This window comes from Terrabacter aeriphilus, from assembly GCF_039542985.1.
Lineage (GTDB): Bacteria > Actinomycetota > Actinomycetes > Actinomycetales > Dermatophilaceae > Terrabacter > Terrabacter aeriphilus.
Map to the genome: position 1 here is coordinate 107644 of NZ_BAABIW010000010.1, position 13662 is coordinate 121305.

Here is a 13662-nt window from a genome sequence, read left to right on the forward strand (position 1 = left end):
GGCGCTCAGCGGGCGGTGACGGGCACGCGCTGCTCGGCGATCGGGGCGCCGCTCTCGGCGCTCGTCGCGAAGACGCGCAGCACGTAGTCGCCGGCCGGCACGGCCTTGGTGCGGAAGGCATACGTGCCGCGCGCCGGGGCCGCCTCCGAGGCCGTCGCGAAGCCGGAGTCGACGCGCGCCCCACCGCGCAGCAGCTCCCACTCGACGTTCGCCTCGAAGACGCTCGCGACACCCGACACCCGCAGGGCGGCGCCCGCCGTGACATCGGCGCCACGTCGCGGCTCGTCGACCCAGATCGGGGCGACCTGCTCGAGCACGGCCAGGGCGTCGGTCGGACGCGTGACGGTCGACGAGACCGGGTGGCCCGGCGCGACGAGAGACCCGCCGTCGGCGAGCTCGAACCGGACGGGCAGGCTCTGGCCGAGGGCCGCCTGGACGGTCCAGGCGAGCTGCTCGGCCGCGAGGCCCGACGTGTCGGTCGTGCCCGACGAGAGGCGCACCGTGATGACGTCGCCCCCCACGGCGACCGACTCGACGGTCACGCCCGCCCACGCGGCGCGGTAGCCCGAGCCGGCGGGGACGGCCCCGGTCGCCAGGCGCAGCGCCCCGAGGGCCTTGGACTCGGGGGTCGCGGGCGCGGCCACCGCGGCCGGCACGAACTCGCGGAACAGCCGCACCTGGTCGGAGCCGGCCACGAGGGGGCCGAGGTAGTAGACGGGCAGGACGGCCGTCGTCGTGGCCGGCGGCGCGTTCGTCGCGGTGCCTGAAGGAGCCGACGGGCCGGAGCTCGCCGGTGCCGTCGGGCCGGTGGCGGTCTGGGTCGGCACGCTCGACGGGCTGGTCGACGGGCCGGGCGAGGGCGTGCCCGACGAGCGGCCGGCCGTCGCGGTCGACGCCGCGGTCGGCGTCGAGGCCACCGGGGGCGAGGTCGGGGCGCCCGGGCGGCTCACCACCCACGCCGTGCCTGCGACGAGCAGCGCCAGGGCCGCGGCAGCCGCCGGCACGAGCCAGCGGCGGGCGCGACGGTCGGGGGCGCCGGCCCCGGCCCCCGGTGCGTTCGCGTCGGCGAGGATCGCGCCCAGCCGGTCGGCCGGGGCGATGGCTCGCGCCTCGTCGTCGAGGGCCCGGCGCAGCCGGTCCTCCACGGGTCGCAGGCCCGCGCCGATGAGTGCCGGCTCGCGGTCGCTCGCCTCGGGCCGCTCGCTGCTCCCGCTGCCCCGGCGGCCGTCGCTGCGGCCGTCGCTGCGGCCGTCGATGCGGCCGTGGCTCCGGCCGGAGCTCCGACCGGGGCGCGTCTCGTCGGTGGTCATGTCAGCTCCAGGGGGTCGACGGTGCGGCGCAGGGCGGTGAGCCCGCGGTGCGCGTGGGTCTTGACGGCCCCCGCGGAGATCTCGAGGGCCCGGGCGATCTGGGCCTCGGAGAGGTCGGAGTAGTAGCGCAGCACGAGCACCTCGCGCTGCCGGGGCGGCAGGGCCGCGAGGGCCTCGAGCACCGCCTCGCGGTCGGCCGCGCGCATGACCTGGGTCTCCGCGCTGCCGTGGCTCGCCCGCCCGGGGGCGTCGGCGGCGGCCGCCTCGCGGGCCGCGTGCCGGTCGACGACGACCGCGTGCCGCTGGGCGGACCGGCAGCCGTTGACGACGGCGGTCTGCAGGTAGCCCACGACGCGGCCGCCGTCGCGGATCGAGGCCCAGCTGCGATGCGTCGCGACGAACGCGTCCTGCACGACGTCCTCGGCGGCGAGCTGGTCGCGCAGCAGCAGCCACGCCAGGCGCACGAGTCGGTGCCAGTGGGCGTGGTAAAGCTCGGCGACCGCGGCGTCGGGGTCGCTCGGCAGCTCGATCCGTTCGGTCCGCTCGGGTTGCTCGGCGAGCCCGCCCGGCTCAGCTCGCTCGGCGAGCCCGCCCCGGTCGTCGGGGTCGTCGGGCTCGCTGCGCTGGCCGACCGGCATACCCAACGTTCTCACGCACCTCTGACGCGCAGGGGGACGCCGCGGTTGACACGGTGTGCGGCATTCGTCCGGTCGGCGTCGCTGCGCGTCGTCCCGTGCGCCCGGCGCCGCCGGTGCCTAGGGTGGCGCCATGACCTCGCAGACCCCGAGTGACTGCCTCTTCTGCAAGATCGTCGCGGGGGAGATCCCCTCCGACCGCGTCGCCGAGAGCGAGCGGTCGGTCGCCTTCCGCGACATCAGCCCGGCGGCGCCCGTCCACGTCCTCGTCGTGCCGCGGCGGCACGAACCGACCGTCGGCGCGCTCGCGGCCGCCTCCGGCGACGACCTCGCCGACGTCTTCCGCCTCGCCGCCCGCGTGGCCGAGCAGGAGGGTGTCGCGGACGCGCACCGGATGATCGTCAACACCGGGGCCGGTGCCGGGCAGACGGTCTTCCACGCGCACGTCCACGTGCTCGCCGGGGCCGCCTTCACCGAGGGGAGCATGGTGTGAGCGCGACCTCGACGCCCGACGACGGGGCCACGACCGCTCCCGCCGTCCCGGGTGCCCCTGGCCCGTCCTCGGTCGCCCCCGGCGCCGAGACGTCCACCGCCGCGGCGAAGCCCACCGAGCGGGCCGAGCCCACCGACGACCTCGTGACGACGTCGCACACGCTCAAGGTCGGTCGGCGCCGGCTGCGCTACACGGCGACGACCGGGCGCGTCGTGCTCCGCGAGGAGGAGCACACGGAGGGCACCTTCGGTGGCCACCGGGCCCGCGCCGAGCTGTCGATGACGAGCTACGTGCTCGACGACGCCGACGCGCGCACCCGCCCGGTCACCTTCGCCTTCAACGGCGGGCCGGGCAGCTCGAGCGTGTGGCTCCACCTCGGCCTGCTCGGCCCCCGGCGCGTCGTCACCGGCGACGTCGGTGCCCTCGTGCCGCCGCCCTACGACCTCGTCGACAACCCGGAGTCGCTCCTCGCCGTCAGCGACCTCGTTTTCATCGACCCGATGTCGACCGGCTACTCGCGCGCCGTCGAGGGTGGCAAGCCGGGGGAGTACCACGGCTACCAGAAGGACGTCGAGTCCGTCGCCGATCTCATCCGGCTCTGGACGTCGCGCCACGGCCGCTGGATGTCGCCGAAGTTCGTCGCCGGCGAGTCCTACGGCACGCTGCGTGGTGCGGCGCTCGCCGAGCACCTCCAGTCGCGCTACGGGATGTACCTCAACGGCCTCATCCTCATCAGCAGCGTGCTCGACCTCAGCTCGGTCGACTTCGAGAACCAGCGCAACGACCGTGCCCACGCCCTCTACCTGCCGACGTATGCCGCCGTCGCCCACTACCACGGCAAGCACGGCCGCCGGTCGCTCCGTTCCGTGCTCGACGAGGCGGAGGCGTATGCCGCCCGCGACTACCCGTGGGTGCTCTCCCGCGGCTCCCGGCTGGGTCGGGAGGAGCGGGCCGAGGCGGTCTCGACCCTCGCGCGCCTGTCGGGCCTCACCGAGGACTACGTCGACCGCGCCGACCTGCGCATCGAGCACTGGCGCTACTTCACCGAGCTGCTCCGTGACGAGCGGCGCTCGGTCGGGCGGCTCGACGCGCGCTTCACCGGTCCCGCCGCCGCCGCGATCGCCGAGAACATGGACGCCGACCCGTCGCACGACGCCATCGCCGGGCCGTATGCCGCGGCCTGGAACCACTACGTGCGCGACGAGCTCGGCTACCGCAGCGACCTGCACTACGAGCAGATCTCGCGGCTCGTGCACCCGTGGAGCTTCAAGGACTTCGAGGGCCGTCCCATCGACGTCTCGCCGAAGCTGGAGCGCGCGATGCGCCAGAACCCGCACCTGCGCGTGCACGTCGCCTACGGCTACTACGACGGCGCGACGCCCCACTTCGCCGCCGAGGACGTCGTCGCCCACCTCCAGCTGCCCGACGAGCTCGTCGCCAACATCGAGCACGCCTACTACGAGGCCGGGCACATGATGTACGTCCACGAGCCGTCGCGGGTGCGCCAGAGCGCGGATCTCGCGGAATTCGTGGTGAGGAGCGCGCGCCGCGACACGTAGACTCGGTCCCACGATGAATGACGCGCACCCTCGCCTCCCCGAGTCCGACCGCCCCGAGGGCACCTCTGCCGACGGAGCACCCGACACCGCAGACGGTTCGCCGGTGCTCACCCGGCAGATCCCGCCGCCGATCGAGATGGTGACGCTCCTCGGCCCTCGCGACGAGATGCTGCGCACGATGGAGCGGCAGTTCCCGCTCGTCGACACGCACGTCCGCGGCAACGAGATGACGTTCGTCGGGCCGGCCGGCGAGCTCGAGATCATCGACAGCCTCGTCGACGAGCTGCTCGTCATCGTCGAGACCGGGCAGCCGCTCAACCGCGACGCCGTCGAGCGATCCATCTCGATGCTGCGCAACCAGACCGTCGAGCGCCCCGCCGACGTGCTGACGATGAACATCGTCAGCAGCCGGGGCCGCACGATCCGGCCCAAGACGCTCAACCAGAAGCGCTACGTCGACGCCATCGACCAGCACACCATCGTCTTCGGCATCGGCCCGGCCGGCACCGGCAAGACGTACCTCGCGATGGCCAAGGCCGTCGCCGCGCTGCAGGCCAAGCAGGTCAACCGGATCATCCTCACGCGCCCCGCCGTCGAGGCCGGGGAGCGCCTCGGCTTCCTGCCCGGCACGCTCAACGACAAGATCGACCCCTACCTGCGGCCGCTCTACGACGCGCTCCACGACATGGTCTCGCCCGAGACGATCCCCAAGCTGATGGCCTCCGGCACCATCGAGGTCGCGCCGCTCGCCTACATGCGCGGACGCTCGCTCAACGACGCGTTCATCATCCTCGACGAGGCACAGAACACCTCGAGCGAGCAGATGAAGATGTTCCTCACCCGCCTCGGCTTCGGCTCGAAGATGGTCGTCACCGGCGACATCACCCAGGTCGACCTCCCCGGCGGCACCCGCTCGGGCCTCAAGATCGTGCGCGACATCCTCGGCGACGTCGACGACATCCACTTCGCCGAGCTCACCTCGCACGACGTCGTGCGGCACCGCCTCGTCAGCGCCATCGTCGACGCGTACGACCGCGACGACAACCGGGCGCAGAAGCGGGCCCGGAAGGCGTCGCAGGAGGCGCCGCCCGCCGCGGGTCGCACCGGAAAGCGCGCGCCCCGGCATACGGGATCGGATGCCGCTGTGGCACAAGGGGACCCGGCGTGAGCATCGACGTCCTCAACGAGACCGACGCGGACGTCGACGAGCTCGAGCTGCTCGCCTGCGCGCAGTACGTCATGGAGCAGATGCGCGTGCACCCCCAGGCCGACCTCTGCATCAAGCTCGTCGACGAGGACGCCATGGAGGTGCTCCACGTGCAGTGGATGGACCTGCCCGGGCCCACCGACGTCATGAGCTTCCCCATGGACGAGCTGCGTCCCGGGCGCGAGGGCCAGGAGCCCGAGGAGGGCACCCTCGGCGACATCGTGCTCTGCCCGTCGGTCGCCACCAAGCAGGCGGTCGAGGCCGGGCACGCCCCCATCGAGGAGATGCTGCTGCTCACGACGCACGGCATCCTGCACCTGCTCGGCTACGACCACGCCGAGCCGGACGAGGAGCGCGAGATGTTCGAGCTGCAGCGCCAGCTCCTGCTGACGTTCCTCGCCACTCGCAACCGCCCCGGCGCCTGAGCGCGGACGGCAGACCCGATGCTCCCGCAGCTCGTCCTCCCGGCCCTCGTCAGCATCGTCGTGGCGTTCCTGCTCTCCGCGGCCGAGGCCGCCATCTTCCGCATGTCGCGCGTGCGCGCGCAGGAGCTCTTCGACGAGGGGCGATCCGGCGCGACGTCGCTCCTCACCGTCGTGGGCGACTCCCCGGCCTACCTGTCGGTCATCGCGTTCCTGCGCGTCGTCGCCGAGGCGACGACGGCGGTGCTCGTCACCCTCGCGGTCGCGGGGCAGGTCACCTCGACGTGGGGCCGCGCCCTGCTCAGCATCGCGATCATGGCGATCGTCTCGTTCGTCGTCGTCGGCGTCTCGCCGCGCACGCTCGGGCGCCAGCACTACGACACCGTCGCGCTCTGGAGCGCGCCCTTCGCCGTCGGCCTGCGCCGTGTGCTCGGCCCGGTCGCGAAGCTGCTCGTCGTGCTCGGCAACGCCGTCACGCCGGGCAAGGGCTACACCGACGGGCCGTTCCAGACCGAGTCGGAGCTGCGCGACCTCGTCGACCGGGCCGGTGACTCCGACGTCATCGAGGCCGACGAGCGAGAGATGATCCACTCCGTCTTCGAGCTCGGCGACACCCTGGCGCGGGCGGTCATGGTGCCGCGCACCGACATGGTCGTGCTCGACGCCGACAAGACCCTGCGCAGCGCGATGTCGCTCTTCCTGCGCTCCGGCTTCTCGCGCATCCCCGTCGTCGGCGAGGACAGCGACGACGTGCGCGGCCTGCTCTACTTCAAGGACGTCGCGCGGCGCCTCACCGCGGCGCCCGAGGACGGGCGGCACCTCGCGACCGAGGTGATGCGGCCCATGCACTTCGTGCCCGAGAGCAAGCCCGTCGACGACCTCCTCCGCGAGATGCAGCGCGACCAGAACCACTTCGCCATCGTCGTCGACGAGTACGGCGGCACCGCAGGCCTCGTCACGATCGAGGACATCATCGAGGAGATCGTCGGCGAGATCGCCGACGAGCACGACCGTGAGGCGCCCGGCGTCGAGCAGCTCGAGGACGGCACGCTGCGCGTTCCGGCATCGATGGACATCGACGACCTCGCCGAGCTCTTCGACGTGACGATCGAGGAGGAGGACGTCGACACGGTCGGCGGCCTGCTGACGAAGGTCATCGGGCGGGTCCCGATCGTCGGCTCGTCCGGTACGGTCGCGGGACTGGAGCTGACGGCCGAGCGCATGGCCGGGCGACGCCACCGCGTCGCGTCGGTCATCGTGCACCGCGCCCCGGTGCCCGACGAGCACGACCCGCACCACGCCGGGGAGGCCGAGGCCCCCGCGACGCGGCACACCACGACGGAGGACGCCCATGGGCACGCAGGACACTGAGCCGACCGAGGGCGGGCGCCTTCCCGGCGCCGGGCGACCCGACGACTACCGGGCCGGGTTCGCCTGTCTCGTGGGGCGACCCAACGCGGGCAAGTCGACGCTGACGAACGCGCTCGTGGGGCAGAAGGTCGCCATCACGAGCTCGAAGCCGCAGACGACCCGCCACACGATCCGCGGCGTCGCGACGACGCCGACGGCGCAGGTGATCCTCGTCGACACCCCGGGGCTGCACAAGCCGCGGACCCTGCTGGGGCAACGGCTCAACGACCTCGTCCGCGAGACGCTGCTCGAGGTCGACGTGATCGGCTTCTGCCTGCCCGCCGACCAGCGCATCGGCCCGGGCGACACGTTCATCGCGGCCGAGCTCAAGGAGCTGCGCTCCGTGCGGCGCCGTCCCGTCGTCGCCATCGCGACGAAGGCCGACGCCGTCGACCGCGAGCGGCTCGCCGAGCACCTCATGGCCATCGACCAGCTGGGCGAGTGGGACGCGATCATCCCGTGCTCGGCCGTCTCGGGCAGCCAGGTCGAGGAGGTGCGCGACGTGCTCGCCTCCTTCCTGCCGCGCTCGCCGCAGCTCTACCCCGACGGCGTGCTCACCGACGAGCCCGAGATGGTGATGATCGCCGAGCTCGTGCGCGAGGCGGCCCTCGAGGGCGTGCGCGACGAGCTGCCGCACTCCCTGGCCGTCGTCGTCGAGGAGATGGTGCCCCGCGAGGACCGACCCGAGGACAGCCCCCTGCTCGACGTGCGGGTCAACGTCTTCGTCGAGCGGCCGAGCCAGAAGGCCATCGTCATCGGTCGCGGCGGCTCTCGGCTGCGCGAGGTCGGCACGAACGCCCGCAAGGGCATCGAGGCGCTGCTCGGCCAGAAGGTCTTCCTCGACCTGCACGTCAAGGTCGCCAAGGACTGGCAGCGCGACCCCAAGCAGCTGCAGCGCCTCGGCTTCTGAGGCGTACCAAGCGATTTCGCGGTCGGCTGGCCATCGTCTAGCCTGCCGCGATGAGCAGTCCCATCCAGCGCCGCGTCGGCCAGGTCTTCGTCCCCGTCAGCGACATGCCGGCGGCGATCCGCTGGTATGCCGACCTGCTCGACTTCGAGCCCGGCGCCGCCTCCCACGAGGGCACGATCTTCGACGTCCCGACCGACGGTGAGACCCGCCTCGCCCTCGACGCCAACCGGCCGGACGTCGTGGCGAGCGGGCCCCCGCGCTTCTTCCTCTGGACCGACGACATGGTCGCGACGGTGCAGCACCTGCGCGCGCTCGGGGTGACGATCACCTCCGAGGTCGAGGACATCGGCAGCGTCTTCTTCGTCCAGTTCGAGGACCCGGACGGCAACGCGCTCATGGTCTGCCAGCGCGCCTGACGCCCGCCGGTGGCGGGCCCCGGTGGATCGGGAGCCCAAGGATTTCACAAGGCCGGTCCGGCACGCTGGTGGTCGACGGGAGACGACCGACCTGGACAAGGAGTCCAGCCATGCGCGAAGACCACGAGACGGACGCGACGGACGCGACGGGCGGGCTCGCCCGGAGGACCATGCTGCGACTGGGCGCGGCCGGCGGGCTCGGTGTCGCGCTCGCCGGAGCCAAGGCGTTCGGCCAGCCCTACCTGCAGGAGCGAGGCCTGCTCTCGCTCGACGGGGCGATCGGCGCCACGGGGACGGTGCTCGGCGACACGATCTTCTACCTCGAGAAGTTCCCGACGAGCCCACTGATCCTCGAGCCCTTCACCGACGAGCTGCCGGTCCCGAGGGCGCTCAAGCCGGAGGCGATCCCGGACGTCGCGTCGTGGGCCCAGCCGCCGGGGCCGGGTGACGGCCAGCAGAACTCCCTGGGCAACGAGCGGCACCAGGTGTGGACGCGTGACATCGGCTGCCCCGACCCGATCGTCTACCGGATCGAGCTGCAGGTGCGGCCGCACTCCTACACGAGCTCGAAGGTGCTCGCGATCACGCCGGACGGCAAGCCGACGGTGTCGTTCGACGAGACCCGCCGCCGCTACCCGGCCGGCACGCCGAGGAGCCTGCCCCCGAGCACCATCCACGGCTTCAACGGCACCTTCCCGGGACCGATGATCAACGCCGAGTACGGCCGGCCGGCTCTCGTGCGCTTCGTCAACAACCTCGGCGAGAACCCCTACGGCCTGGACCGGCAGGACTTCGGCGCCCCGGACCACTCGTTCCTCACCCACCTGCACAACGCGCACACCGCTCCGGAGAGCGACGGCAACCCGCACTACTCGAAGCTCTACGGCCCGAAGTTCGAGGGCTACGCGGTCGGCTCGTGGTGCGACAACCTCTACCTCAACTGGCCCGCGGGCAACGACGACCGCGAGAAGCAGAGCTTCTTCTGGTTCCACGACCACCGGATGGACCACACCGGCGCCAACGTCTACAAGGGCATGGTCGGGCTCTACCCGATCTACGACCCCAAGGAGTACGCCGGCATCCCCGGTCGCTACGACGCGGGGCAGGAGACGGAGGGCCTGCGCCTTCCCGGGGTGCGCACCGACCACTCCGACGGCTCGTTCGACGTCGACTACGACGTCCCGCTCGCCTTCTTCGACGTGCGCCTCGACGACGGGGTCACGACGCACCTCGACTTCCACGACAAGATGGGCGAGTTCCCCGACGCGAAGAACCCCTCCACCCACCCGGAGTGGTGGGGCAAGTCGTTCTACAAGCACTTCCCCAACCACGGCCTCGTCGGCGACATCTTCACCGTCAACGGCACGGCATACCCCGTCATGGAGGTGAAGCGCCGCAAGTACCGCTTCCGCTTCCTCGACGCCTCGGTGTCGCGCATCTACGAGTTCAAGCTCATGTCGTCGACGAACGGGCCGAGGTCCGCGGTCTCCCTCGGCTACACCCGGAGCGAGCTCGACGGCCAGTACCGCATCCCGGACGCGCAGCAGTGCATGCGCTTCACCCAGATCGCGGCCGACGGTGGCCTGCTGCCGTTCCCCGTCACCCGAGACTCCTTCGAGCTGTGGCCGGCCAAGCGGCGCGAGGTCGTCATCGACTTCACGCGCTACCAGGACGGCACTCCGACGACGAAGGGCGACGTCGTCTACCTGACGAACGTCATGAAGATGCCCGACGGGCGGATGTGGACCAACTCCTCGCGCTCGGTCCCGGACCCCGCGTACGCCGTGCCCGTGCTGAAGTTCGTCATCGGTGACGACGCCCAGGACGACAGCCAGATCCCCACGGCGATGCGACCCCTCCCACCGGTCCCGTCCAACTGGCAGACGATGCTCGACAACCGGTCGATCTTCGAGGTGCAGCGGGGGACCGCCGGCGGTGAGGTCGAGTGGCTCATCAACGGCAAGCCCTTCGAGCCGATGAGCGTGGCCACGAGCCTCAAGAACAAGGCCGGGCGCACGCCGGCCGCGTCGCAGCGCAAGGGCAGCTTCAACCTCTGGGAGATCCGCAACGGCGGTGGCGGCTGGGTGCACCCGTTCCACCTGCACATGGAGGAGCACCGCACCATGCTGCGCAACGGCAAGGACGCGACCCGCGGCACCCCGGGGCACCCCGATGACATCGGCCGCGAGGACCTCGTCGCGCTCGACCCGGGGGAGTCGGTGGTCATCTTCCGCGGTTTCCGCGACTTCACCGGGCCGTACGTCGCCCACTGCCACAACCTCCTCCACGAGGACCACGCCATGATGTTCGGCTGGGAGATCACCCCGTAGCCGGCTCGCACCGCCGAAAGGTCTTCCCGTGACCGTCGTCTCGCCCGTCACCCGCGACCGAGCCCCCTCCACGGACCGCCGTCTCGGGGTCCCCTGGGCGCTCGTCGTGCCCCTCGCCGCCCTCTTCGCCGCCGTCGACGGGTTCTGGGCCGCGTCGATGCGCAGCGCCGTCGGAGCCATCGAGCGCACCCCGGCCCCCTTCGAGACGTGGGCGCACCAGACCGTCGTCACGCTTCCTCTCCACGTCGTGGCGGTCGTCGCCGCCCTCGCGCTCGCGGTGCGGTGGTTCGGCCCGGTTCCCCGGGGCCGGCGCCAGCTGTGGACCGGCGCGCTCGTCGCGCTCGCCGGAGCCGTCGTCGGCGCGCTCGTGCTCGCGCTCGGCGCGGCCGTCGACCTGCGGCTCCAGCAGGGCCACGTCGACCTCATGAGCCACATGACGCCGGGCTGCGGTGCGCCCTGCCTCGAGCGCATCGAGGCCGACGGGGTCTCGACGGCCGTGCGTGGCGTCGCCTGGGGGACCGGTCTCGTCGTCGTGTCCAACCTCGCCGTCGTCGCGTGGGTGATGGCCGCCCTCGGTGGACGCCTGCCCGTGACCCGCCGGTCGCGCCAGGCGGACCTGGCACGCTGGGACGCGCGGACGGCCGGGCTCGCCGCGGCGCTCGCGGGCAGCGCCGCGATCCACCTCGCCGTGGTGCCCGAGCACCTCGACGAGTGGCCACTCGCGGGCGCCTTCTTCGTCGTGCTCGCGGCCGGCGAGGGAGGGGCCGCCGTCGCCGTCCTCCGCGGCCGACGAACGACCCCGCCCGAACCGCGCCGTGGCGCAGTTGCAGCCGGTGAGCAGGCCGGAACCCGGCTGCAACCGCGCCGTGGCGCAGTTGCAGCCGGTGAGCAGGCCGGAACGCGGCCGCAACCGCGCCGTGGCGCAGTTGCAGCCGGGGACGTGCGGAGCCACCGGCTCCTCATCGCCGCGGTCCTGCTCGGTGTCGGACCGCTGCTCGTGTGGCTCGTCTCGCGGACGGTGGGGCTGCCGTTCGGCCCCGGCGCGGGGGAGGTGGAGGCCGTCGGCCAGGCCGATCTGGCCGCCGTCGCCCTCGAGCTCGTGACGGTCTGCCTGGCAGCCCGCATGCTCCTGCTCTCGACCTCGGCCGCCGACCCGATCGGCCCGACCGATCGGCGGAGCCCGGCCCACGTGCGGGCGCTCGCCGTCACGGCCGTCCTCGCGGTCACGGTCGTCGGCTGCGCGGGCGCGCTACCCGACCTGCTCGGGGACGTCACCGGGCCGGCGACGACGGTCACCGTCCCGGACCACGGTCACGACGAGGGCGGGTAGCGTGTCGGGCAGGCGTTGCGGCCACGAGTCACAGGAGTGCGGATGACGAATCACCCCGACCACGAGCTCGAGGTCCTCGAGGAGGACCAGACGGTGCCGCCGCGACCGGAGGAGAACATCGCCGACGTCCGCGGGGACTCCGAGAAGGCAGGCACCGCGGGCCCATCGGAACCCACGGACGCCCCTTGACCGGCGACCCATGGGGCGTCGACGAGGCCCCCCTCGTGCCGCCTGACACGGTGGCCGCCCTGCCGCCACGACTCGCCGACCTCGCCCGTCTCGTCGCCAGCGGTGAGGCACGCGAGCTGCGGGCGAGGGACGAGTCTCGCACCATGCCCCGGATGGACGAGCTGCCCGAGGTCGCCGCCCTCGTGCAGGCCGGCTGGGTGCCGTTCGACGGCTCGGGCTACCAGCTCGCCGTTCTCGCGGCATGGCCTGCGGAGCTGCGTGGTTGGGTGGAGGACCGCCGCCCGAAGGTGGTCGTCCGGGTGTGGCTGGACGGTCGACGGGAGGTCGTCCCCGCCTACGGCCGGGGCGACCCGTACGAGGAGATGTGCGAGACCGCCGCCGAGTGCGGACTCCCTGCACCGCCGCGCGGCCGCGTGTGGCTGCTGCGCTCACCGTGGTCGGGGCTCGGCGTGAACGTCGTCGTCCGGATGATCTGGCTGCGGCTCGAACACGACGACTCCGGCCCTGCCGCCGTCCTCGCCGTCGCGCGAGAGATCCTCGCCATGACGGCGGACGAGGTCTGGCAAGTGGTGCCGCCCGAGATGCGGGCTGCTGCGGAGGCGTGGTCGGCGGCAGGCAGGTCGGGCGAGGACGTCGCCGAACTCGTGTGTCGGGGTTTGCACCCCGTGCACCTGGAGCGGCTCAGGGCGGCCGGGCCGGTCGATGAGGCCCTCACCGACGCGCAGGCCGCCGCGTGGGTGGGTGCCGTCGCCTCGTCCGAAGTGGATACCGCCGCCGCGGTGGAACGGGTGGCGCAATGGCGGGAGCTCGGTGTGCCCGCTCCCGACGGCGACTGCCGGCCCTGGCCGCTCAGCGACATCGCTCCGTCCGAGGCGCGGACGTGGATCCAGGCGGGGTTCGGCGTGGACGAGCTGGAGACCTGGCTTGGTGTCGACCTCGCCGACGCCGAGAAGTGGCGCTCCGCCGGGTTCGAGGCCCGCGTGGCACGAGACCTCCTCCTGGCCGACCCGCAGCTGACTCCTGTCGAGGCGCGGGCATTCGACGCTGTGGGGGTCACTGTGGAGGCTCGTACCCGTTGGGTAGCAACAGGTTTCTCCGCCGCCGAGGCGCGGGCCTGGACCGATCTCGACGTGGTGCCTGCCGAGGCGAGGGTCTGGCGTTCCGTCGGGATCGGCCCTGAGGGCGCGGATGCGCAGCTGGCCTCGGGGCGTGACGCCTCCCCGCCCCTCCCGAGCGGCGTCGCCGTCGGTTGGGGGGCGATGGGGACGGGTCGCGACGACGTCAACTACGGCGTCGTCGATCCGCCGGGCACGCGGGGGAGTGCGGCCGCGACGGGGTGGGACGGCATACCCGATCACCTGCCTGATCACCCGCGCGACGACCTGCCCGACGACGGGCCGGTCGGGTGACGAGACCCGTGTCTCACGATTCGGGCAGCGGTCCCGAGGGGT

The 13662-nt window shown here is 72.7% G+C and carries 13 protein-coding genes; 11 read left to right on the top strand and 2 right to left on the bottom strand.

The features are described from left to right. Positions 1-5: 5 nt before the first annotated feature. Together ABD979_RS07425 and ABD979_RS07430 are read right to left on the bottom strand one after the other, a co-directional pair. A complete protein-coding gene (locus ABD979_RS07425) occupies positions 6-1310 on the bottom strand; it encodes a Gmad2 immunoglobulin-like domain-containing protein (protein ID WP_345506824.1) in 1305 nt (434 codons plus the stop codon). Further along, the gene (locus ABD979_RS07430) at positions 1307-1948 is read right to left on the bottom strand and encodes an RNA polymerase sigma factor (protein ID WP_345506825.1); all 642 of its coding nucleotides are present in this window, start codon (positions 1946-1948) and stop codon (positions 1307-1309) included. The genes ABD979_RS07425 and ABD979_RS07430 overlap by 4 nt, the downstream gene beginning before the upstream one ends. Before the next feature lie 130 nt (positions 1949-2078). On the opposite strand from ABD979_RS07430, the gene ABD979_RS07435 reads away from it, so the two are divergent. From ABD979_RS07435 to ABD979_RS07485, 11 genes are all read left to right on the top strand, one after another. Then, on the top strand, positions 2079-2438 hold the full coding sequence (locus tag ABD979_RS07435) for a histidine triad nucleotide-binding protein (RefSeq protein ID WP_345506826.1): 360 nt from the start codon (positions 2079-2081) through the stop codon (positions 2436-2438). Then, positions 2435-3997 carry a S10 family peptidase gene (locus tag ABD979_RS07440; RefSeq protein ID WP_425583935.1) on the top strand — a complete coding sequence of 521 codons (1563 nt, stop codon included), beginning with the start codon at positions 2435-2437 and terminating at the stop codon, positions 3995-3997. The genes ABD979_RS07435 and ABD979_RS07440 overlap by 4 nt, the downstream gene beginning before the upstream one ends. Positions 3998-4010: 13 nt before the next feature. Then, a complete protein-coding gene (locus ABD979_RS07445) occupies positions 4011-5165 on the top strand; it encodes a PhoH family protein (RefSeq protein WP_425583936.1) in 1155 nt (384 codons plus the stop codon). Beyond that, complete coding sequence (ybeY, locus tag ABD979_RS07450) at positions 5162-5629, top strand: rRNA maturation RNase YbeY (RefSeq protein ID WP_345506827.1); 468 nt, start codon at positions 5162-5164, stop codon at positions 5627-5629. The genes ABD979_RS07445 and ybeY overlap by 4 nt, the downstream gene beginning before the upstream one ends. Positions 5630-5647: 18 nt before the next feature. Continuing rightward, complete coding sequence (locus ABD979_RS07455) at positions 5648-6997, top strand: hemolysin family protein (RefSeq protein ID WP_345506828.1); 1350 nt, start codon at positions 5648-5650, stop codon at positions 6995-6997. Beyond that, positions 6978-7946, top strand: a complete 969-nt coding sequence (gene era / locus ABD979_RS07460; RefSeq protein WP_345506829.1) for a GTPase Era — start codon at positions 6978-6980, stop codon at positions 7944-7946. The genes ABD979_RS07455 and era overlap by 20 nt, the downstream gene beginning before the upstream one ends. Before the next feature lie 50 nt (positions 7947-7996). Continuing rightward, positions 7997-8362 (top strand): VOC family protein, encoded by a 366-nt coding sequence (locus tag ABD979_RS07465; RefSeq protein ID WP_345506830.1) that lies wholly within the window; start codon positions 7997-7999, stop codon positions 8360-8362. A gap of 110 nt (positions 8363-8472) precedes the next feature. Then, positions 8473-10692: a multicopper oxidase family protein gene (locus tag ABD979_RS07470; RefSeq protein WP_345506831.1), complete on the top strand. Its 2220-nt coding sequence runs from the start codon at positions 8473-8475 to the stop codon at positions 10690-10692. Positions 10693-10720: 28 nt separating this feature from the next. After that, positions 10721-12022, top strand: a complete 1302-nt coding sequence (locus tag ABD979_RS07475) for a hypothetical protein (RefSeq protein ID WP_345506832.1) — start codon at positions 10721-10723, stop codon at positions 12020-12022. Positions 12023-12064: 42 nt separating this feature from the next. Then, positions 12065-12211, top strand: a complete 147-nt coding sequence (locus tag ABD979_RS07480; RefSeq protein WP_345506833.1) for a hypothetical protein — start codon at positions 12065-12067, stop codon at positions 12209-12211. A gap of 152 nt (positions 12212-12363) precedes the next feature. Beyond that, positions 12364-13620, top strand: a complete 1257-nt coding sequence (locus ABD979_RS07485) for a DUF5956 family protein (RefSeq protein WP_345506834.1) — start codon at positions 12364-12366, stop codon at positions 13618-13620. Positions 13621-13662: the final 42 nt, after the last annotated feature.

Coding starts and splice junctions, on each gene's coding strand:
- ABD979_RS07425 (WP_345506824.1), bottom strand. CDS start 1,310: ATGACCACCGACGAGACGCGCCCCGGTCGGAGCTCCGGCCGGAGCCAC.
- ABD979_RS07430 (WP_345506825.1), bottom strand. CDS start 1,948: ATGCCGGTCGGCCAGCGCAGCGAGCCCGACGACCCCGACGACCGGGGC.
- ABD979_RS07435 (WP_345506826.1), top strand. CDS start 2,079: ATGACCTCGCAGACCCCGAGTGACTGCCTCTTCTGCAAGATCGTCGCG.
- ABD979_RS07445 (WP_425583936.1), top strand. CDS start 4,011: ATGAATGACGCGCACCCTCGCCTCCCCGAGTCCGACCGCCCCGAGGGC.
- ABD979_RS07455 (WP_345506828.1), top strand. CDS start 5,648: ATGCTCCCGCAGCTCGTCCTCCCGGCCCTCGTCAGCATCGTCGTGGCG.
- era (WP_345506829.1), top strand. CDS start 6,978: ATGGGCACGCAGGACACTGAGCCGACCGAGGGCGGGCGCCTTCCCGGC.
- ABD979_RS07465 (WP_345506830.1), top strand. CDS start 7,997: ATGAGCAGTCCCATCCAGCGCCGCGTCGGCCAGGTCTTCGTCCCCGTC.
- ABD979_RS07470 (WP_345506831.1), top strand. CDS start 8,473: ATGCGCGAAGACCACGAGACGGACGCGACGGACGCGACGGGCGGGCTC.
- ABD979_RS07480 (WP_345506833.1), top strand. CDS start 12,065: ATGACGAATCACCCCGACCACGAGCTCGAGGTCCTCGAGGAGGACCAG.
- ABD979_RS07485 (WP_345506834.1), top strand. CDS start 12,364: ATGGACGAGCTGCCCGAGGTCGCCGCCCTCGTGCAGGCCGGCTGGGTG.